Annotated in this window: 14 protein-coding genes; 2 read left to right on the forward strand and 12 right to left on the reverse strand. The window is 36.9% G+C overall.

All coding sequences use genetic code 11. From position 1 onward, the window contains the following. Positions 1-11: 11 nt before the first annotated feature. Positions 12-2,189, reverse strand: a complete 2,178-nt coding sequence (locus tag P177_RS17855) for an acylase (protein ID WP_036156972.1) — start codon at positions 2,187-2,189, stop codon at positions 12-14. Positions 2,190-2,236: 47 nt separating this feature from the next. Beyond that, entirely contained in the window at positions 2,237-3,280 is a 1,044-nt protein-coding gene (locus tag P177_RS17860) for a TPM domain-containing protein (protein WP_036156974.1), read from the reverse strand. Positions 3,281-3,465: 185 nt separating this feature from the next. Here P177_RS17860 and P177_RS17865 point away from each other — a divergent pair, with 185 nt between their 5' ends. Continuing rightward, complete coding sequence (locus tag P177_RS17865; protein WP_036156976.1) at positions 3,466-5,205, forward strand: ABC transporter ATP-binding protein; 1,740 nt, start codon at positions 3,466-3,468, stop codon at positions 5,203-5,205. A gap of 245 nt (positions 5,206-5,450) precedes the next feature. Here the strand turns inward: P177_RS17865 and P177_RS17875 are convergent, their stop codons facing one another. From P177_RS17875 to P177_RS17890, 4 genes are all read right to left on the reverse strand, one after another. Beyond that, positions 5,451-5,783 carry a 2Fe-2S iron-sulfur cluster-binding family protein gene (locus P177_RS17875; RefSeq protein ID WP_036156977.1) on the reverse strand — a complete coding sequence of 111 codons (333 nt, stop codon included), beginning with the start codon at positions 5,781-5,783 and terminating at the stop codon, positions 5,451-5,453. 252 nt (positions 5,784-6,035) lie between these two features. Continuing rightward, the gene (locus P177_RS17880; protein WP_036156979.1) at positions 6,036-7,094 is read right to left on the reverse strand and encodes an NAD(P)/FAD-dependent oxidoreductase; all 1,059 of its coding nucleotides are present in this window, start codon (positions 7,092-7,094) and stop codon (positions 6,036-6,038) included. Positions 7,095-7,166: 72 nt separating this feature from the next. Continuing rightward, positions 7,167-7,406 carry a NifU family protein gene (locus P177_RS17885; RefSeq protein ID WP_036156981.1) on the reverse strand — a complete coding sequence of 80 codons (240 nt, stop codon included), beginning with the start codon at positions 7,404-7,406 and terminating at the stop codon, positions 7,167-7,169. A gap of 2 nt (positions 7,407-7,408) precedes the next feature. After that, entirely contained in the window at positions 7,409-8,551 is a 1,143-nt protein-coding gene (locus P177_RS17890; protein ID WP_036158767.1) for an Mrp/NBP35 family ATP-binding protein, read from the reverse strand. 212 nt (positions 8,552-8,763) lie between these two features. On the opposite strand from P177_RS17890, the gene P177_RS17895 reads away from it, so the two are divergent. Then, positions 8,764-10,440, forward strand: a complete 1,677-nt coding sequence (locus P177_RS17895; protein WP_036156983.1) for an amidase — start codon at positions 8,764-8,766, stop codon at positions 10,438-10,440. Between the two features lie 214 nt (positions 10,441-10,654). Here the strand turns inward: P177_RS17895 and P177_RS17900 are convergent, their stop codons facing one another. The 6 genes from P177_RS17900 to P177_RS17925 all read right to left on the reverse strand — a co-directional run bounded on the left by P177_RS17900 (position 10,655) and on the right by P177_RS17925 (position 23,855). Then, on the reverse strand, positions 10,655-11,320 hold the full coding sequence (locus P177_RS17900) for an ABC transporter ATP-binding protein (protein ID WP_036156985.1): 666 nt from the start codon (positions 11,318-11,320) through the stop codon (positions 10,655-10,657). A 59-nt stretch (positions 11,321-11,379) separates the two neighbouring features. After that, the gene (locus P177_RS17905; protein ID WP_036156987.1) at positions 11,380-13,797 is read right to left on the reverse strand and encodes an FtsX-like permease family protein; all 2,418 of its coding nucleotides are present in this window, start codon (positions 13,795-13,797) and stop codon (positions 11,380-11,382) included. A gap of 38 nt (positions 13,798-13,835) precedes the next feature. Next, complete coding sequence (locus P177_RS17910; protein WP_036156989.1) at positions 13,836-16,220, reverse strand: ABC transporter permease; 2,385 nt, start codon at positions 16,218-16,220, stop codon at positions 13,836-13,838. A gap of 9 nt (positions 16,221-16,229) precedes the next feature. Beyond that, positions 16,230-18,629 carry an ABC transporter permease gene (locus tag P177_RS17915; protein WP_036156991.1) on the reverse strand — a complete coding sequence of 800 codons (2,400 nt, stop codon included), beginning with the start codon at positions 18,627-18,629 and terminating at the stop codon, positions 16,230-16,232. A gap of 216 nt (positions 18,630-18,845) precedes the next feature. Continuing rightward, positions 18,846-21,278 (reverse strand): ABC transporter permease, encoded by a 2,433-nt coding sequence (locus P177_RS17920; protein ID WP_036156993.1) that lies wholly within the window; start codon positions 21,276-21,278, stop codon positions 18,846-18,848. A 102-nt stretch (positions 21,279-21,380) separates the two neighbouring features. After that, entirely contained in the window at positions 21,381-23,855 is a 2,475-nt protein-coding gene (locus P177_RS17925; protein ID WP_036156995.1) for an ABC transporter permease, read from the reverse strand. Between the last annotated feature and the right edge of the window lie 71 nt (positions 23,856-23,926).

A 23,926-nucleotide genomic window follows, 5' to 3' on the forward strand; every position in this document is an offset into this window, starting at 1 on the left:
TCTTTATTAATTTACCTCTTACCCGGAACATAGGTCTCCTCCGCTCTTTTCAAAACATCTTCGCGGTAATAAGGTACTTCTTTCCAATCTACATTTTTATATCTAATAATTTGATCATCAAAATGTGGAGAAGATGGATCTCCACTTTGCCCGCCAGCTAACATACTTTTAGCTTTTACGCTATCACCAAATTCTACGACTGCCACAAAACTATTACCTCTTGTACCATATATTTTTTTTGCCCCTTCTGTTGTATAACGTGCTCCATATGCAGCCAAAGCTCCCCACCTTCCTGAAGCAAAACCAATTGGGATGCTAGGCTTAGAATCATCGAATTTTTGAATGATATCCCCCGTAATTCTTTGATATCTATTGACCTCTCCCCAAGGTATGTTCCAAGTAACAAAATCAGCTGTTAATTGATCTATTACTTCTTCAAAAATTTTCAACGATTCTTCTGTATGGGTACCGAAATAGGTCATGCGTTCCATATCACTGATATTTTCTGGGTGTTTTGCTCTTTTACCCATAGCTGTACCATAAAAATGTGCCAAAGTCATAGCTACTTGATCTTCGCCAGTGGTATAATCCCAATCTTCGAGAATCTTAATTGGTTCTCTTAACTTCGGATTTTGGTCGTCATTAGAATAATAGGTTTTCACTAAACCAGGTATCAACGCTTTGAAAGCTGGTAAATATGGGTCATGCGCTAATTGAATTAAGCTATCTACGGTATATCCTTTTCTATCCGTTAATAATTCTATTGCATGTACCCCTCTAAAATTCTCTTGGTCTTTAGACATGTAATTTGGGTAGTCTTCCTTCATAGGGCTAAATTCTAAAGCTGATGTATAAGGTGTAGAATTACAGTTTTGTATCCATCCATTTTCCGGGTTGAGAACTAAGATATTTTCATCTACCGTATGCAAACCTTGCCAATCTGTTTTAGGATTACTACCATCAACCGGTTCTGTATAATCAAATTGAACATCTCGTTTTGGAACGTAATTACCATGAAAATAAGCGATGTTTCCTTCCGCATCTGCATACACTGTATTGTTGCTGGAATTGGTACGGATATCCATCATTTCCCTAAAACCTTTATAACCATTTTGCTTTGTGCGGATGAATGATTGCTCTAATGCTTTTACCGGTTCCCACATCATGGCAGATGCCGTCCATTGCCCTTCGGCAACGTGTGTTATTGGTCCGTGGTGGGTTCTATATGCCGGGTATTTTTTCTCTTTCAACTTTTTTCCGTCCAAATATTTCAACACTATCTCAGATGATTGTACGGATCGTAATTCTTCTCCGTATTGATAGAATAAATTATCATCGTTCTTAACTATTGTCTCCTTGAATTCATCCATGACATCTGTATAGGTCGATGTATGCATCCATCCGGTTTTTTCATTAAAACCTTGATATACGAAAAACTGACCCCAAGTTACCGCTCCATAAGCATTTAATCCTTCCTCAGAAACTACATGAACTTCTCCCCTAAAGTAAAATGAGGTATGCGGATTTATCAATAACAACGGATTACCAGATTGGGTCAATGTACCTGAAATAGCTATACCGTTAGATCCTTGTGGTTCTTCTACTTCTTTTTCTTTTTTCAGCTTTATCGCCTCCATTTTCGGCAATTCCATATCACTTTCATAAAAAGCAGCAATCTTTTTTGTTGAAATACGCTCAATATCTCCACCAATTGAACCTTCACTAAAGTACATGGGCATCCATGGTTCAAAATGAGTCAATAATCTTGGTTTTACTTTAGGGTGAGTGTATAAATAGTAATTGATACCGTCAGCAAATGCATCACATAATTCTTTCAACCAAGCGGGACTTTTTTCATAATTTGCTTTAGCCTCTTCTTCTGTCATAAATAGCTTCGCACGTAAATCACTATACAACGCTTCTTCACCATCTACTTCTGCCAACCTACCTGTTGCCCAAATATAGTTTTGTTCTACGCGATTAAAATCATCTTCGCATTGGGCATATAACAAACCAAAAACGGCATCGGCATCTGTCTTACCATAAATATGAGGTACTCCAAAATCGTCTCGTATGATTTCAACATTCGCAGCTTGGGCTTCCCACTTTTCTATTTCACCCTTCTCTGGCTTATCTGTCTTACACGATAAAACCAATACAAATACTAGCAAATAAATAATTCTGTTCATGAACAATGATTTAATAAATTCTTGAGGATTATAAAAGTACTTGAATTTTACCAACTTCCGCTTGATCCACCACCGCCAGAACTTCCTCCGCCACCTGAAAAAGAGCCACCACCGCTTGATGAACTACTGCCCGAACTGAAAGAATGTGTACCTGAAGACGAGAATGTTTTTCTGTAATAAGATTTATCATTTTTGATCCAAGAAATGCTCAAATCTTCTTTACCAGAAATCTTAAGTTTTATAAATGCTATTATTGCGGCAATACCGAAAAAAGGAAGAAGTAACCACAGTAAAAGACTGGGTTCATCAAAAATAAAAGCTGCAGCCTGGGAATGGGACATATAAATACTGTAGCCTATAATTAGAGGAACAATTGCAAACACCAAACCGAAAACACTTGAAAAGGATCCTGCCAAAAGCATAAACACCCCAGGCAACACCCCTAATTTACCCATGAACACCCCTCTAAAAACCTCAATAACATTGACATAGCTTTTAAGAAAGAAAAAGCTACCAACCCCAGTAAATATGGAGAAAAATATACCAAGAAATATATTCGTATATAACTTCTCTTTAGAATCTTCTTCTGCAATCTCTAGTTTAAACTCGTCAAGTGCTTCTGGATTATTAAGAAATTCTATGAGTTGATTACTAGCCTCATTAATACCCGTAAAATACGCCTCTTCTTTAAAATTAGGAATCATCGTATTTCTAATAATTCTTGACGCAACGGCGTCTGTAATATAGGGTTCTAAGCCATAGCCTACTTCAATTCTTACTTCCCTATCATTTTTAGAAAATAAAATCAGCAACCCATTATCTTTTCCTTTTTGACCAATACCATTTTGGTTGAACAGACCATTTGCATACGTTTCAATCGTATTAAAACCTAATTCTTCTATAGTAACAATGACCAATTGATTAGTTGTGCTTTTTTCAAAATCAACTAACCGCTGATTTAATTCTACAACTTGACTTGAAGTAAAAACACCCGCACTATCCGTTACAAAATCACGCAAATCATAGTACTGCTCTTGTGCATTCGCATAAAACGTAACTAATAAAAAAAGAAAAATGATTTTTTTAAGCATTGGCAGTTAATCAGGATACTCAAATATAAAAACCTTTATCGATACTCATAGCCAATATCAAAACCTATTCTAGATTCGGTAAAACTTTAGAATTGAAGTAACTTGCAGAACGTTGACAGGTCGGTCTCGACTGCGCTGAACCGTACAATAGTATTTTAACCAGTAATGAGTAAGAGTAAACCCCTATGGCAGAAAAAAAAGTAAGTATTCTAACCGCATTCAAAACTATCATTTGGCCTCGTAGAAAATTGGTTTTGCTGGGCTTATTGCTTATTGTAATCAGTAAAGCTGCAAGTTTTGTTGCGCCGGTATCTCTACGGTACTTCTTAGATGACATCATACCTAATAAGAATTACGACCTCTTAAAAATATTGGTTGCAGTGGTGATTTTTGCATTTTTGGTACAAGCGGTAATGTCATTTTTACTAACCAAAGTTCTTAGTATTCAGGCGCAATACATGATTTCCGAACTTCGAGCACAGGTACAAAAACAGGTACTTTCTCTACCTATTCGCTTTTTTGACAATACAAAATCCGGTTCTTTAGTTTCCAGAATCATGAGTGATGTTGAAGGAGTTAGAAACTTAATTGGTACCGGACTTGTGCAACTTGTTGGTGGTACCATTACGGCTGTAGTGTCTCTTGTGCTGTTACTAAGAATTAGCCCTACCATGACACTTCTAACCTTTGTCCCCTTAATACTTTTTGCATTCATCGCTCTAAAGGCATTTAAAATTATTAGACCTGTTTTTAGGGAACGTGGGAAGATTAATGCCGAAGTTAAAGGCAGATTAACAGAAACGCTTGGCGGAATTCGTGTCATAAAAGGATTTAACGCTGAAGGTCAAGAAAGTAAAGTTTTTGAAGAAGGTGTAGACCGATTATACCAAAATGTAAAAAAGAGTTTGACTGCTACCGCATTTATGACCAGCGCTTCTACTTTCTTATTAGGACTGGCAACTACCGGAATTATGATGGGCTTTGGAGGTTACAAAATGATGCAAGGCGAATTGACTACCGGCGAGTATTTTGAGTTCACTTTTCTTCTCGCCCTTATGGTAGCACCAATTGTACAAATGAGTAATATAGGAAGCCAATTGACTGAAGCTTTAGCGGGTTTAGACCGTACCGAAGAGTTAATGAACAAGGTTTCTGAATCTGATGAAAAGGATAGAACCATTACACTTTCTAACATTAAAGGTGATATGGTTTTCAAGGATGTATCATTCGCCTATGAAGAAGACAAAGATGTATTGCACAACATCAGTTTTGAAGCCAAATCTGGAGATGTTATTGCTTTAGTTGGAAGTTCTGGCTCTGGTAAATCTACAATCGCAGGTTTGGCAGCAAGTTTCTTGAATCCTGATTCCGGAGAGATTACTATAGACGGTACAGATTTATCAAAAGTTGACCTTACTAGTTTTAGAAAATACTTAGGTGTGGTATTGCAAGACGATTTTCTTTTTGAAGGCACTATTCGAGAAAATATACTTTTCCCTAGACCAGACGCTTCTGAAGAGGAATTACAAGCCGCTATTAAAGCAGCTTATGTTGATGAGTTTACCGATAGATTTGAAGATGGATTACTTACTGTTATTGGGGAACGTGGCGTAAAATTATCTGGAGGTCAACGACAACGTATTGCTATTGCCAGAGCAGTATTGGCTAACCCACGAATATTAATTTTAGATGAGGCTACCTCTAATCTTGATACTGAAAGTGAAGCCTTAATTCAAAAAAGTTTGGCTGAACTAACAAAGGGAAGAACCACTTTTGTTATCGCTCACCGTCTAAGTACTATTAGAAAAGCGAATCAAATTTTAGTTATTGAAAACGGACGTATTGCAGAGCAAGGTACTCACGAAGAACTGATTGCAAAAGAAGGTAGATACCATAACTTGTTTACTTACCAGGCGAGGATATAAGTTGGCTGTTGGCTGTTGGCTGTTGGCTGTTGGCTGTTGGCTGTTGGCTGTTGGCTGTTGGCTGTTGGCTGTTGGCTGTTGGCTGTTGGCTGTTGGCTGTTGGCTGTTGGCTGTTGGCTGTTGGCTGTTGGCTGTTGGAAAATAAAAATTTATTTTCCAACACAAGTCTATTACGAGCTTTTGAAATCAATCAAACAAATTGCTTTGTCAATCTCGATTGCATCTCGTTTTCTCGCAATGAAGTTTTAAAGCTCTTCCGGGGCTAGCTCAACTTCTAGTCCGTCCATATCTTCGGTGATATGTAATTGACAGCCAAGGCGTGAATTATCTTTTACATTGAAAGCTTCAGACAGCATTGCTTCTTCATCATCTCCCATTTCTGGAAGTTCCGTATCTGATAATACATAACATTGACAAGATGCACACATAGCCATACCGCCACAAATGCCTATTGTACCTTCTGGGGCAAGTTCATAAGAACGAACAACCTCCATTAGATTCATATTCATATCTGTAGGAGCGTCTATTTCGTGTAACACTCCTTCGCGGTCGGTTATTTTTATTTTGATATCGGTCATTAATAGTATTTAGTAGTTAGGTTTTAGTGAACTAGTTTAGTTTGAACATTGAATTAGTACGTAAAGTTTTCCGGAAATTTCAAATGACTTTTCAATTAACTCAACCGTTTTTCTTATAAAAATTTGATGCTTCAAGTTTAAAGATTTTTTAGTAATTAAAACTGCTAAATCTTGTGATTTTTACCACACCTGCATATCTTCAAAACGCTGTATGGTCATTCTACTATTTCACTATCAAACTAATTCACTACTTTAATCAATTGCTTTCACTACTGCTTTTGGCGCTTCCTTTTTAGTTCCATCAAAACCACTTACACCACCTACAGTAGTGTATTTCATGACATACTTTTTATCTGGATGAATTTTTTGAAAGGCACTTTGGCACATTAACGTTGCTTCGTGAAAACCACAAAGGATCAGTTTCAACTTACCAGGATATGTATTTACATCGCCTATGGCATAAATACCAGGTATGTTTGTTTGGTAGTCGAACGTGTCAACTTTTATAGCATTTTTTTCAATCTCCAATCCCCAATCGCCAATTGGACCTAATTTTGGAGAGAGTCCAAATAAAGGAATAAAATTATCGACCTCTAAAACTTGTTCTTCTTTAGCATCAGAGATTTTCCTGATAAGTACCGACTCTAATTTATCATCACCATTTAAGGCAATAATTTCTGCCGGAGTAATTAGATTAAGTTTTCCTTGATCTTTTAATTCCTGAACCTTTTCAACCGAATCTAAAGCTCCTCTAAACTCATTTCTTCTATGTACCAATGTCACTTGCGATGCTACATCTGCCAAGAAGATACTCCAATCTAGCGCTGAATCTCCACCGCCTGCTATAACCACTTTTTTATCGCGATATACTTCTGGGTCTTTGATCATGTAAGCAACACCGTTATCTTCAAATTTTGTCAAATTGTCCAACAATGGTTTTCTTGGTTCAAAACTTCCCAATCCGCCAGCTATGGCAACAACTGGCGCATGGTGTTCCGCCCCCTTATTTGTAGTTACAACAAAAGAACCATCATCTAATTTTTTAATAGTCTCGGCACGCTCGCCTAAGGTAAAACCTGGCTGAAAAGACTTAATCTGTTCCATTAAATTATCTACCAAATCGCCCGCCAATACCTCTGGAAAACCAGGAATATCATAAATAGGCTTTTTAGGGTAAATCTCTGAACACTGCCCACCAGCTTGTGGCAAGGCATCTATTAGGTGACATTTAAGTTTTAGGAGTCCGGCTTCAAAAACGGCAAAAAGCCCTGTTGGTCCCGCGCCAATTATTAATATATCGGTTTTAATCATTACTGAAACTGTTTGTAATTGCACTCAAAATTATCAATCTATTGTTTTAAATATCATGACAATTATCAAGATTTAACCTTCTATATTAATTACATTTTGAATCTGTGGAGCGTATTTTTTAATCGTCATCTCTACCCCACTTTTTAATGTCATTTGATTGACACTACAACCAACACATGCACCTTCTAAACGCACTGTTACAGATTCATCTTCAATAGAAATAAGACTAATATCTCCACCATCGCTCTGTAAGAAAGGTCTAATTTCTTCCAATGCTTTTTCCACATTTACTTTAAGCTCTGTTGCAGTCATATCTATTTTTTGTTAACCGGCGAACAACCCGCCATTGTCGTAATTTTTATTGCTTCGGTCGGTGGCATTGTTTTGTTTCTAGAAACCACTTCACTTACCACCTCTTTTGTCAATTCTTCAAATGCCTTTTCAACAAGTGTTGCTGTTTGTAGTGCCGCTGGTCTACCAACATCACCAGCTTCACGTATACTTTGTACCAAAGGCATTTCACCAAGGAAAGGCACATTTAAATCTTCTGCTAGATTCTTAGCTCCGTTCTTACCAAAAATATGATATTTATTATCAGGTAATTCTGCCGGTGTAAAGTATGCCATATTCTCAATAATACCTAAAACAGGTACATTTATAGAATCTTGTTGAAACATGGCTACTCCTTTTCTAGCATCTGCCAGTGCAATCTCTTGTGGTGTACTCACAACTACAGCACCCGTAATAGGCAATGACTGCATGATACTTAAATGAATATCTCCAGTACCCGGTGGTAAATCGATCAACATAAAATCCAACTCGCCCCAATGTGCATCAAAAATCATTTGGTTCAATGCTTTTGACGCCATAGGCCCTCTCCAAATTACTGCCTGATCACGCTGTGTAAAGAATCCGATGGACAATAATTTCACACCATAACTCTCTACAGGCTTCATTTTAGACTTGCCCTCTACATTGACCGCTAATGGTTTTTCATTGGCAACATCAAACATAATAGGCATTGACGGCCCGTAAATATCGGCATCTAAAAGCCCTACTTTAAAACCCATTTTAGCTAAAGTCACCGCTAGATTAGCAGTTACCGTAGACTTACCTACACCACCTTTACCTGAGGCAACAGCGATAATATTGGTAATACCAGGAATAGGTTTTCCTTTTATCTCATTTGTTTTCGGTTTGGCTGCAGGAGCATCAACCTTAATATTTATTTTGATTTTAGCCTTTTCATACACCTCTTTATGGATGATTTTTAAAATCTCCACTTCGGTTTTCTTACGTGCTTGTAAACTTGGGTTGGCAATAGTTATATCAACCTCTACCTCATCACCAAAAATTTGAATATTGGTCACTGCACCACTTTCTACCATGTTTTGGCCTTCTCCAGGAACGGTAATATGCTCCAACGCCTTTAAAACATCCTTTTTATCTATCTTCATTTTAAAATTCATTCAAAACCCGCCTATTAGCAAGTAGGTTACAAAGATAATCCTTAGTTGTTAGATTAGGAAGCTAGCGTATTGAAAATGAATATGCCATTATAAATAGAAACTCTTTTTATCAGAAATTCAATTCACATTTTTTTATGATTTATCAAATATCATAAACTTTCTAAAAGACGTACTTTAGAATCCTCTTAAAACCAACTAACATGTACCAACCTACAAAAAGATTACCCCTGTTTCTATTTTTTAGTCTACTTACTTCATTAATCATTACATCTTGTACTAGCTCTAAAAATGAATTCTCTAAAAAAGATGTAAAACGATCACAGAAACTCATAGGTTTAGATTTTGGCAAACAATACATTGACACATTATACCCCTATTTACAGCGGAATAAAAAAGGGTTTGATTCCCTACGAAAATATACTCTAGACTACGATGTAGTACCTGCGGTTCGGTTTGACCCGCTACCTATGAATTTTGAGCCAAAACCACAAAACGGATTCCCGGAATGGGAAATACCAGAGAATATAGCGCTTCCTTCTAAAAAGGCGGACCTTGCTTTTTATTCCATACCTCAACTGGCATCGCTCATCAAAAACAGAAAAATAAGTTCGCTAGAATTGACAGAGTTCTTTATTGGTCGATTAAAGAAATACAATCCTATTTTAGAATGTACCATTACCATAACAGAAGAAATGGCGTTGGAACATGCTAAAAAAATGGATGCCGAACTGGCTGCAGGTAATTATCGCGGAATTCTTCATGGTATTCCTTACGGTGTAAAAGACCTAATGGCAGTGGAAGGCTACAAAACTACATGGGGTGCTGAACCTTACCGCAATCAACAAATTGATATGACCGCTAGTGTGGTTCAAAAATTACAAGATGCTGGCGGAGTGCTAGTGGCAAAATTGGTGTCAGGTTCTCTAGCTCGTGGTGATGTTTGGTTTGATGGAAAAACTAAAAACCCGTGGGATACAACCCAAGGTGCTTCTGGATCATCAGCAGGTTCTGGATCGGCAACTTCTGCAGGTTTGGTTCCTTATGCATTAGGTACCGAAACATTGGGCTCTATTTTATCACCTAGTACAAGAAATGGAATTACAGGTTTACGCCCAACATATGGTAGGGTTAGTAGACATGGCGTTATGAGCTTAAGTTGGTCTATGGATAAAGTAGGACCAATGGCAAGAAGTGCAGAAGACTGCGCAATTGTATATAGTGTTATTGCAGGAAAAGACCCTAAAGACGGAATGACTACGGATTACCCTGACGGATTTGACCCTACTAAAGATTATAAATCGCTTAAAATAGCCTATTTAAAAAGTGACATAGAAAAAGATTCTTCGGATAGTAAAGTGAATCTGGATAAGGCAATTGCAACTTTTAAAGAAATGGGACTTACACTTAACGAAGTGGAATTACCAAAAGACATTCCCTACAACAGTTTTGATGTCATACTAAGAGCAGAAGCGGGAGCATTTTTCGACGATATGGTTCGTGCTGAAGAAGTGGATAAAATGGTAGAGCAAACTCAACGTTCTAGAGCAAATTCTTTACGTCAAGCACGCTTTATTCCTGCGGTGGAATACATACAAGCAAACAGACAACGACAAGTGCTCATTGAAAAAATGCAGGCTATCATGAAAGATTACGATGTTCTTATTTCTCCAAGCTCTGGGAATAGGTTATCGATTACAACGAATCTAACCGGTCACCCGGCAATTTCAATCCCTACTGGATTGGATGAAAAAAAACACCCAACAAGTATTACTCTAGTCTCTAATTTATATGATGAAGCAAGTATTCTTTTATTAGCTAAAGCTTTTCAAGACCAAACCGAATTTGACGAAATGCATCCTGAAGGGTATACGGATTAGTGGCAGGTTGTTGGTTGTTGGTTGTTGGTTGTTGGTTTTTGGAATATGTAATTTTAAGTTAAGTCAGAATACTTTTATTAATAAAAATTTCTTGAAAATTTCCTTAAAACATATAAGTTCTCGACTGCGCTCGAAGTGACATTTTAGATATAGATTATTATTTGATGATTTATCCTATATATTTAAAAAGTTAGGATAAATCATCATTTCAAGACTAAATCTTTCTTCCGTCTAGAAGGTTGATGATCCTTGAACCGTATGCTGCATTCTTCTCGGAATGTGTTACTTGTATGATGGTCACCCCATCTTCTTCGTTCAATTTCTTAAAAAGCTGCATGATTTCTTCGCTTTGCTGAGAGTTTAAATTCCCCGTTGGTTCATCTGCCAATATCAGTTTAGGATTTGCAATGAGTGCACGCGCCACACCAACCAATTGCTGCTGTCCTCCACTCAACTGTGTGGGAAACAAATCTTTTTTACCTACAATATTGAATCTATCCAACATATCGGCTACTAATGCTTTACGTTCTGAACCTTTCACCTTCTTATATAATAGAGGCATTTCTAGGTTTTCTTCTACCGTTAAATCATCTAATAAATGGTATGATTGAAAAACAAAACCGATATACTCTTTATACAAGTTAGAACGATACTTCTCTTTTAAAGAATGAACCGATTCGTTCAAAAAATCATACTCTCCTTCATCAAACGTATCTAGCATACCAATCACATTAAGCAATGTAGATTTCCCTGATCCCGACGGACCCATGATCGATATAAATTCCCCTTCTTGAACTTCAAGATTAATATCCTTCAGCAAGAAAATACGTTGACCGCCCTGCTGAACCCATTTGAAAATATTCCTTAATTGTAATAACATCTTTTTATAGTGAATTAGTTGGTTAGTGAAATAGTGTATTAGTGGTTGTTGATTAGAAATTATTCCGTTCTTAAACTCTTTACAGGGTTTGCCGCTGCAGCTTTCATGGTTCTGGCACCTACTGTCAAAAGCGCAATTAGGGCAGCTAACAATCCTGCACCAACAAAAAACCAGATACTTAACGGTACCCTAAATGCATAATCTTGCAACCATTTATCTAAAGCGAACCAAGCTATTGGCGCACCTATAATGAACGCTATGCCTACCAACTTTAAAAAGTCTTTGGTCAATAATATGGTTATTGATGATGTACTTGCACCAATTACCTTGCGTACGCCAATTTCTTTTGTTCGTTGTGCAACAACTAATAACGACATGGCAAACAAACCGATACAACTCAATACAATACCTAAAATAGAACCAGCGGTAATAATTGTAGCCATAGACTTCTCTTTTTTAAAGGTTCTATCTATATTTTCATCTATAAACGAACCTAAAAATTCTGCATTCGGCTCTACTTTCTGCCAGGCATTTTTAATAGCATCAAAAGAACTTGCCATATCTGCAGGTGCAACTTTTATGTAGGCATAATACAAATCATAATTTTTGTCGAGAAAAAAAGTAAGCGGCTCTATGCTTTTACTAATATCTTGATGATTATAATCTTTTAATACACCAATGACATTATAAGCTACAGAATCTTCATCGAAATATATTCTTGTAGCTAAGGGATTATCTTCTTCATTCAGCTCTTTCACCATAGCCTCATTGATTACCATACTTAAACTATCTGCACTGTAATCCTTACTGAACATTCGCCCTTCTAACAATTGAATATCCAATGTCTTTGCATAATCATAATCTACATTGAGCACATTACTATTTACTATTCTGCCTTCATGTTCAAAACCAAACTTACTAATAGACATGCTGCCATCTCTACCTCTCCCCAAGTTGTTATCAGATCCTGTTACGCTTAAAATATTGTTATTTCCGCGAAGCTCATTTCTCATAAGTTCTATTACGCGGTAACTGTCTTTCTTTCCGTTTAATGGTATAGAAACCACTTGTTCTTTATTAAATCCAAGATTTTTATTGCGCATAAACTGCAATTGCCCTTGAAAAACCAAGGTTCCTGTTATCAATACAATCGCAATTACAAACTGTACTACTATCAACGCATTGCGTACTCCGTTTTTTCCCAATTCCCATTTGCCTTTCAGAGCTTTTAGTGTGTTTAGCTTACTTAAAAGTAATGCCGGGTAACCACCTGTAAACAAGGTTACTATTAAAATCCCCAATAAAAAGCTACCCAAAATAACAGGCGTCATTAAATTCTGAAAAGTAGCATCTGTATTAAAGAGTGTTTTATAGGGACCAATTAATAAATTAGAGAGTATTAGTGCCAAAACTATCGCAATGGCGAACACCATTAAACTCTCTAACCAAAATTGACCAAAAAGCTGTCCTTTTACGGCACCAAGGGTTTTTCTCATACCAATTTCCTTAAGGCGTTTTTCACCCAAGGCAATGTTCATGTTCACAAAATTGGCACAGGCAATAAAAATGATCAAAAAGGCGATGCCTAAAATCATATAAGGAAATGTTCTTTTTATTTGCAGTACGCCAGAATTAAAATTTGCGAAACGTTTATCTGTATAAGGCAATAAATTAAGTTGACTGTAATTACCGTTTACATCTGGCTGTGCCCCATCACGCTTCATATTATTCATTTGCTCTTCTTTGTGCAAAAGAGTAAACGCTACCGTACTTTCTTCAAACTGAGATTTAGAAACCCCGTCAGCCAATTGAAGGTATACTGGGTGATTTTGAGAATCCCAATCATCTGTATATTCTTTATAATCCCAATGGCTTTCAAATGGAATAGCAATATCAAAACTGACACTACTATTATCTGGTATGTTTTTTAAAATACTGGAAACCGTAAAGGGTTTTTCTTCTTTGCCTATTAGAATTCTTACGGTTTTCCCAACACCATCGGTAGTGCCAAATAGCTTTTTAGAAGCTTTTTCTGTAAGGGATACCGAGTTTTGATCAGGCATTGGTTTATTAGTATCCCCCAAAAGTGTAGGGAAACTAAAAATTGAAAAATAGTCGGCATCTACAAATTCTGCATCTAAATTAAAATCGTTATCGCCATACGACACAAGCGCATTTTCACTCAATGCCCTTGATATTTGTTGTACACCTGGCACCTCTTCTTTTAAAGCAGGAGCAAAAGGCACCGGATTAGCGGTAGAAATATCTGAACCTTTTGGAATTTGATTCGTGTAATAGACTTGATAGACCGAATCTTTATTTTCATGAAATTGGTCATATGACAACTCGAACAACGCTGTCATCGTCAATAATAGTGCAACTGCAAATGCCAAGGTCAATCCCACAATATTTGCTGCAGTGAACACCTTATTTTTCAATAAGTTTCGATAAGCGACTTTTATATAATTCTTAAACATGATTTGATTTTTATTTTGATTGATTGATGACTTTTATATTACTCCGTTCTTAGACTCTTTACCGGGTTTGCCCTTGCAGCTTTAATGGCTTGCATACCTAAAGTAAATGCGGTTATGCATAATGCAATACAGCCCGATAGGGCAAACATCCACCATTGAATTGATATACTGTATGCAAAACCGCCCAACCAAGCATTCATCATATACCACGCAACGGGAAATGCTACAATAGTTGCAATGCCTACTAAAATCATATAATCCTTTGAAAGTAACACTACAATTTTCAATACACTTGCCCCTAAAACTTTACGAATACCTATCTCTTTTATTCTTCTTTTTGCCATAAAGGAGATTAGACCGAACATACCTAGACATGAAATAAATATGGTAAGTAACGCTACCACATTTACGGTTTTCAACATACCGTCCATTAAACGGTATTGTCCGCTTACTTTTTCACCAAGGTTACTTTGTACATAATTTTTTCTAGAATCTATTTTAGAGAATGCTAAAGCAATCATATCCCTAACCTCTTTTTCTTTACCGTCAACTACTTTAACTGACAGGTAACGATGCTTCTCTAATTCGTCCTCGTTTCGATAATAATGAACCAAAGGTTCAACAGCATTTTGTAAGTCTTGATAATGAAAGTCTTCCATGACACCAACCACAGGATTACCAATGAAATCGTCATTTTTATATTTTAAACGCTTCCCTTCTATAGTAGTCCAACCAAAAGCGGCCATGGCACTACGATTTATGATTACAGGTTTTTCATCACCATTATCCATTTCCCTATTAAAATCCCTACCTGTTACTAGCGGAATCTTAAGTGTACTTAAATAACCCGCACCGGCAAAAGAACGACGAAGACGCACATCGGTATCCGTATTTGCATCATAAAATCGGGTGTAGTTAAAGTAGTAATCTGACGGTATGGCTTGACTTGTAGCTACATTGGTTACATACGGATTTGCCTCTAAGGCATTTAAAAGCGCTTTAAAGCTAGACTTAGCAGCATCTATATCTTTAAAATCAAGGTCAATATTACCCACTATTACATGTTCTCTTTCAAAACCTAAATCAGCCTTTTTCATAAAACTAATCTGACTGTTTAAAATAACAGCCACACAGATAAAAAGAATGGCTATGGCAAACTGAAAAATGATAAATGTATTTCGTAAAATAAAACTTCCCTTAGCACTATCTAACTTACCTTTTACCCCTTGAGAAACCGGCAAGGAAATAAACCGTAACGTTGGTAAAATACCAACTATCAACGTTACTACAACACCTAATAAAACAGCATCCAATATTACAAGGTAATCATTTGCCAAACTAAAATTAATCTCCCCAAAATCAGCTCCAAAAATATCATTCATTTTGGGTAGTAAGAAGCCAAAGAACAATCCGCCAGAAATTAATATGGATAGTATTACCAAAATTCCGTTTTCTAAGCAAAACTGCGTAATCACTCCTTTTCCACTACCACCTAATATTTTACGTACTGCAATATCCTTAGTTCTACGGTACATAGTAGAGGTATTCAAGTTCAGTAAGTTTACAAGTACCAGAAGGAGCACAAAAAAAGATGTAGCTATATTTCCTGCAATTATAATTTCTACTACGGGTATAGAATCAATACGGACCTCAGCATGTGGTATTACCTCCATTCGTGAAATTACTGAAGGGTCTTCATAATTTTCCCTTACCAGTTGACCTACACGCTTCTCAAATTCTAGAATATCAGCATCTGGACGTAGCTTCATAAATACCGGTGAAAAACTGTCATCCCAATTATCCTGATTTTTAAAACCTACATTATCCTTTAAGATCGTGTTGGGCATTAAAACATCTAACCGAAAAGAAGAGTAAGGACTTATTGGTTCTAATACCCCTGTAATTGTTAAGTTCAAAGTGTCTGCCGCAATTAAACTCTTCCCCACGGGATTTTCTTCCCCAAACAATTGCTTACTTACCTTGTACGTCAGAACAACTGAATACTTTTCATTTAGCGCAGTACTTTGGTTGCCATATTTTAAAGGCAGCGCGAAAACATCAAAAAATTCAGGATCGGCATATGTAGTTGTTTTCTGAAATTCATTATCTCCTACCTCTAACCAAATATTACCCCAACCATGTAAATGTGTACCCGCAATCACTTCTGGCGAAGTGCTTTTTATCTTATCAAGTAATGGATATACCGCTTCATTGTAATCATTACCGTCTGCCAAATGTGTCTTTAGATAAAAAATCTGGTCTTGGTCCGGTATCATATCATCTGCTATATAATAAGCATATACCGAAAACATAAGCGTTAGCACACCACCAATACCAATACTTAACCCCAATAGATTTAATGAGGAGAGCATTCTATTTTTCCATAGATTCCTTAAGGATAGTTTTAGATGATTTCTTAACATTTTTTCAAATTATTCTGTTCTTAAACTCTTTACGGGGTTTGCCCTTGCAGCTTTAATAGCTTGAAAGCTAACGGTAGCAATAGTCACCAACATAGCCCCAAGCATGGCAATGGCAAAAATCCACCATTTAAGCACTACCCTATACGGATATTCCTGTAACCAACCATTCATAATGAAATAAGCTATAGGTACGGCAATAAAACAAGAGATCACCACTAGTTTTAAAAAGTCTTTGGAAAGCATGTTCCATACATTGAAGATAGATGCCCCTAGCACTTTGCGCACTCCTATTTCTTTCTTACGTTGCTCCGCAACAAATGAGGTCAACCCAAATAATCCTAAACAACTAATTAGAATTGCCAGTGCCGTGAATACCCCAGAAAGGGTTCCTATACGTTCTTCAGAAGCAAATTTTTCTCCATATTCCCCATCTATAAAATCATACTCAAATGGTATTTCTGGAAAATGTTCCTTGAATACACTTTCTATGGTTGTAATATTCTGAGTAGCGCTTTGGTTTGGATTTAATCGCATGTTGTAATAACTGGCATTATCATGCCTATCATACACATACACTCCTTGCTTTACCGGTTCATAAGGAGACTGGGTAATCATATCTTGCACTACACCAATTATTTTTAATGGCGGATTGGGGTCTTCTTCGTCATCGTCTCTTAACAACTGCCCTACAGGATTCTCCATACCCAAATATTTCTTTGCCGTTTCATTGATCAACACCCCTAAGGAATCCGAAGCAAAATCCCTTGAAAAATCACGCCCCTCTAAAATTTTAATATTTAATGATTTAGCGTACTCAGGTGAGACTTCTGTCCAAGCTAAATCTTCTTGAAATCCTTCCGGTTTGCCTTCCCATGTAAAACCACTTCTGTTCGACCAAATTTGGGTAGTGGGACTACTAGAAGTCGACATTTCCACTACTGCTCCCGACCCTATAAATTCAGCTCGCATTAAATCATACTTGCCCACAAAATCTTGACTGAAAGTCGGTATTTGGATCAATCCTTCCTTATCATACCCAACAGGTCTATTTTTTGCAAAATTGATTTGTTGCATAACAATTACCGTTCCTATGATAAAAGCTACCGAGACCGTAAACTGTACTACAACCAATATCTTTCTTGGCAACCCTGCATATTTTCCGGTTTTGAAGGTACCCTTAAGCACATCTACCGGTTTAAAAGATGATAGGTACAAAGCCGGGTAGCTACCTGCCAACAAGGAAGTGAACACTATAAATAGCAATGACACTAACCAAAACATACCATTATCCCACGGATAGGATATTTCTTTTCTAGATAGCTCATTAAATCCGTTTAAAGAAAGTAACACCAATACCATAGCTACTACAAATGCAAACAGAACAACGAGAAACGATTCACTTAAAAATTGATAGATCAATTGCCCTCTTTGAGAACCAATAGATTTACGTATACCTACTTCCTTGCCCCTTTTCTCTGAACGAGCCGTACTCAAATTCATGAAATTGATGCAAGCCAACAGTAAAACAAAAGCTCCAATGACACCAAATAACCACACGTACTTTATGCGTCCACCTTCTTGTTTGCCATTTTCAAAACTGCTACGTAAATACCAATCTTTCATTGGGAACAAAAAGATCTGCGGATTAAACTGAGCCGTATCTTCGTTTAAATCTTTTTTTACATTTTTTATTCTATCCGTTACTTGTTCAATGGTAGTGTTATCTGCCAACTCCACGAACATTTGGAAGGAGTTGTTCCCCCAAGAATCCTCTGCGTTACGAATCCATTCGTTGACTGCCAAATACTTCTCCCAAGGAATGATATAATCGGTGTCGTTGAAAGAATTATTTACAGGTATATCACTATACACCGCACTTACATTCAACTTATGCTCATTACTTACGGTGACCGTTTTATTTATAGGATTTTCATTACCGAACAGTGCCTCTGCCGTTGATGCCGATAACATAATGGAGTTGATTTCCCGTAGCGCATCTTGTTCTCCCTTAATAATTTCTAGACCAAAAAGTTCAGGTCCATTCTGTTGCATGTAATTACCAGGTCTAGATATACTCTTTTCACCATATTTTAAGTAATGATCATTGGTCCAAGAACACATGACCAAATGCTTAAAATTATCACCATAACCATCTCTTAAGGCTTTCTCCAAAGGTCTTGGTATGGCAGACCAGGTTCCTGTTTTGCCATTAAAGGTTTGCGATTGAAAAACTTGGGCAATACGCTCTTTGTTCTTAAAATAGCTATTATACGATAGCTCATCTTGAATCCAAAGTCCTATGATTAAGGTAACCGCCATTCCTAAAGCGAGCCCTCCGACATTTATAAACGTGTATCCTTTATTCTTTAGAAGATTTCGCCAGGCTATTTTTAGATAGTTTTTAAACATGATAGTTCGTTTTTTGATTGATGATTAGTTGATGCTAAACATTGATTGATTGATGATACAAAACATGAAACTAATTCCGTGCCACTATATTAAATATCTAATTATCAACACCTTAAAATGTAAGTAAATTTTAGTGTGTAAAATAATTAGACAACTGATGTACAATATATTTACAAAGACCACTTAAAAATGAGAATGTTACACCATTGTCATGTACTACTCCGATCGTAAACTCTTTACCGGATTTACAATTGCCGCCTTTATACTTTGGTAACTTACCGTTACAATTGCAACTACAATTGCCAATACTGCTGCCAAAGCAAAAATGCCGATACCGATTTCTATACGGTATGAGAAATCTTCTAACCACTTGTTCATGGCGAACCAACCTAGGGGCAAAGAAATGAGAATAGCTACACCAACCAATTTTAAGAAGTCTACCGTAAGCCGGTAAGAAATTTGACTTACAGTAGCTCCCAACACTTTTCTAACACCGATTTCTTTTGTTCGTTTTTCGGCATTAAAGGCAGCTAATCCAAATAGTCCTAAACAAGCAATAAAAATGGACAGCATAGTAAAAATGAAAAATATCTGACTCAGTTTTTGTTCCGCTTCATAAGTGGTATTAAAGGCTTCGTCCATAAAGCGATAATCGAAAGGTTGCCCGGGTGCCATGGTGTTCCATGTACTTTCTATTGCTGAAATATTATCTACAAAGTTTCCTCCGCTCATTCTTACCGCCATATTCTCGGCATTAGAATTAAGTTGTATTCCTAGAGCATCAATATTATTACGCAAAGATGTAAAATGAAAGTCTTTGACCACACCGATTATGGTATAGTAGGTAGGATTTTCTAGTTCTATTTCTTCAGATATGCGCATACCCAAAGCTTCTTCTGCGGTGACATTTATAATAGGCAACGTAGCTTCATTTATGATCATAGCCGTAGAATCTGATGCATATTGCGGATTAAAATCTCGCCCAGCAACTATTTCCATTTCCATCGTTTTTAAGTAATCTGAATCTACTTTCCATTCTTGCATTTGAATGGCATATTCTTGATTTCTTGCACCTTCTTCAAAGAACGAACTATTTGACCTCCAAGATGGCGTTGGATAGTAATCACTCAACGTAGCGCTTTCCACAAAACCCATGGCAGCAATTTGCTCTTTAAAAGCTTTGGTCTTAGATCCTAGCGCCCCTATTTCGTTAATTAAAAGCACCCGATCTTTGGAAAAGCCCAAATCTTTGTTCTGTATATAATTTAATTGTTGAAATACTACCAAAGTGCTTACAATCAGAAATACCGAAATTGAAAATTGAAATATGACCAAAGCATTACGCACCCTACCATTACCTACACTTTCTGCACTACTACCTTTTAAACTTTTAACAGCAGTAAATCTTGACATGAAAAATGCAGGATAACTGCCTGAGAATAATCCAAGTAAAAAGGTTGCCCCCAATAACGCCAACCAGAATAAGGGCTGAGTAAACGGAATAGCAATTGATTTACCTGTGAAGCTATTGAAAAAAGGCAATGCTATCATTGAAATGATTAGTGCCGCTAACAAAGACACAAATGCTATTAAACCTGATTCGGTTAAAAACTGAAAAACCAGATTCATTTTATTGGACCCTAAGGTCTTTCTAACTCCAACTTCTTTGGCTCTCTTTAACGAATGTGCCGTAGATAAATTCATAAAATTAACGCTTGCCAAAATAATCAAGAACAATGCTATGAAGGAAAGAATATAAATATTTTGAATACTGCTCGTTGCATTCATTTCCGTATCTCTATCAGAATACAAATGAATATCGGTCAAGGGCATGGTATGGTACCGAATGTAATTACCAGATGCCGCAAAAGACTCTGCCGTCATCCCCGGAAAATACTTTTGTGACCATGGTAACATATACCTTTCTAACATCTCTTGCAAGGGCTCTTGAAAATCTTCAACCTTGGCACCCGGTATTAGCTTTATAAATGTAAAATAGTTATTGCCGCCCCAATTATCTTCCCTAGATGCCACGTTGCCTGCCATTGCCAAAAACACACTATAGTCATTGAAATAGGAATTTTTGGGCATATCTTCAATGACACCGGTTACCGTGTATGTATCGGTATTGTCCAACAGTAAATTTTGACCAATAACATCTGTATCACCAAAATGTTTCTCTGCTGCACTTTTGGTCAAGACTAACGAGTTGGTGCCGGTCAATGCCGTTTTAGCATTACCTGCGAGTAACTCTATTCCGAAAAAATCGAACATTGTAGAATCGGCGAAGGCTATATGGTTTTCTTTGGCACTTCTGTTTCCCCCAACTTTCTTTACATAAGCACTACCTATGGTTCTAAAACGCACTGAAGCTTCTACCTGCGGATAGTCCCTTTTTAAGGTTTCTGCCATTGGTGCAGCAGCTTCACCTGCCTTCATTTCAGCTCCACCAAATTTTATATCTGCATCTATACGATAAATCCTATCTGCATTGGCAAACATTTTATCATAACTAAGCTCGTCGTAGATATATAACGATATAATTAATGCTCCTGCCATACCAATGGCTAGTCCGAATGTATTTAGAAAAGTAAAAAAGGCTTGCTTTTTTAAGCTTCTCCAGGCGATTTTTAAATAGTTTTTAAACATGGTTCTCGTTTTTTTCCTCCCCCTAACCCCTCCAAAGGAGGGGGAATGGCTTGGTGATTATTATTTACTCTCTTCCCTTAGGGAAGGGTTGGGGATGGGATTTTACTCTGTTCGTAAGCTTTTTACCGGGTTTACAATAGCGGCTTTTATTGCTTGAAACCCCATTGTGATCATTGCAATGACTAAAGCCATACCACCGGATACTAGAAACACCCACCAAGGAATATCAATTTTATATGCAAAACCTTGCAGCCATTTATCCATAAAATACCAAGCTACGGGTGTGGCAATCAACATGGCAATTATAATTACAGTTACAAATTCGCGAGCGAGCATTTGTACAATTTCAATCATGCTTGCCCCCAAAACCTTTCTAATTCCGATTTCTTTTGTTTTTTGTTGGGCGGTAAAGGCAATTAGACCCAATAAACCGATACAGGCAATAAATATGGTTAAGAAAGAAAACACACCAAACAAATTCGCTTGCCTTTGGTCCGATAGGTAAGCAGCGTTTAAATCATCATCTAGAAAAGAATATTCAAAAGGCACCGTAGGTTGGTAGACATTCCATTTTTTCTCAATGGCAGACATCAACCCACCAATATTATCTGATTTTACTTTTAAGGTGATATAGGATACGCCCGTATCATAACTGCCAGATGTATTAGAGAATAATGCAAATGGTGTTATGTGACTATGTAGCGATTCCAAATTAAAATCTTTTAAAACACCTACTACTTTGTAAGATTCCATTCTACCACCTGGATACTGAATCATGCTCCCTATTGGGTTTTCCCAACCTATTTGCTTAGCAGCGGCTTCATTGAGAACAACCGACAAAGAATCGTTAAAATTGGTATCAAATCCTCTACCTTCTATCAACTTTAAATCTAATGTTGATATAAAATGTTCGTCAACCAAGTAAGATTGTAGTATAATATCCTTTGCTATATTATTGTCTGAATTTAATGCTTCTGGAAAGTAAAAGTCACCAAAGCTATTTCTGGTAAGCATGCCTGAAGAAATACTTGCACTCTTCACCTCAGATAAAGTTTCTAGCTCTGATCTAAAACTTTCTTCACTACTGTTTAATTTTTCAGTATTCTGAAGTACCAATAAATTTTCCTTATCGTAGCCTAAATCACGATTTTGGGTGTAATTCAATTGCAAATACACAATACTGGTGGCAATAATCATAATTATAGCCACGGTAAACTGAAAAACCACTAAGCCGTTTCTAATGAAACTATCTTTACTGTTAGATACTTTAGATATACCTTTTAAGACATTTACCGCTTTGAACGAAGTCAAATAAAATGCCGGGTAGATGCCTGCCAAAAAAGCAGTAAGTAAACTAAGTGCTATAATAAATACCCAGATACCATTTTCAAAAATGGAATGGAAAGAAATTGTTTTACCTGCTAATTGGTTAAAAGAAGGCAATAATACCCAAACCAATAGTACAGCCAAAATTGTGGATACTACGGTATAAAAAATGGCTTCTGCTAGAAACTGTTTTATAAGTTGAATTCGAGGAGAACCCAATACTTTTCGTATGCCAATTTCTTTACTTCTTTTAGCCGCTTGCGCCGTAGCTAAATTGACAAAATTAACGGAAGCCAATACAATAATAAAAAACGCAATGACCGCAAAAACGTATAAGTTTTTAATACTATTCTGCTCTGAGATAACCGATTCTATTTCTCCTGAATGTAAATGAATATCGGTTAGGGACTGTAGGTGTAAATCCCATTTGTTTCCGTTTTCCAAAAACTCCTCATAAGGTTGACCTATTCTGTCGAAAGCATTTGCTGCATGTACTCTTATCAATTCTGGAAACTGTGATTCTAAATGAGCAATTGCCGCTGGATTCGATGCGGCTTTTTCAGTCAATTTCACATAAGTAGCCACCTGTAACCATACCCAACTCCAGTTAAATCGTTTTACACTTTCAAAATTAGAGACAGGCACTAACATATCAAATTTTACAGATGCATGTAGATTGCTCATGTCCTCTAATACCCCAGTAACTTTCAATGGTTTCCTTTCATTACCATAGAAAAGAATTTTACCCAACGGATCAACATCTCCAAAATATTTCTTCGCAATACTTTTGGTGACAACTACACTATTCTTTTCTTGCAGACTGTTTTTTGAATCACCCTGTAACATTGGGTAACTTAACACCTCTAAAAAATTGGCGTCTACCGCATATACATTTTCTTCATTGAAGGTTTGTTTTTCGTCACCGTTAGCATATTCCAAAACATCTACGCCAGGTCTATAAATACGAGTATAACTTTCGATTTCAGGGAAATTGGCTACTAATGTTTCACCAGCGGGCGGAGGAGTGTACCCGGCATAAAACTCATCATCGCCCATTTTACCATTTAAATTGACACGATACACTTGGTCGGCATCATTAAAAAATTGGTCGTAACTTAATTCGTCGGTTACAAAAAGGGCTATCAAAATAACACAGGTCAACCCAATTGCCAATCCAGATATATTGATGATGCTATTGCTCTTATATCTAAATGCATTTCTAAAAGCTATTTTAAAATTGTTTTTAAACATAATTTTATTTTTTTTGATTGATGACTGTACGCAGACTAATACAACTGACCACTCGACTACGTACGAGTAGT

The sequence above is a fragment of the Maribacter forsetii DSM 18668 genome, assembly GCF_000744105.1.
Taxonomy (GTDB): Bacteria; Bacteroidota; Bacteroidia; order Flavobacteriales; family Flavobacteriaceae; genus Maribacter; species Maribacter forsetii.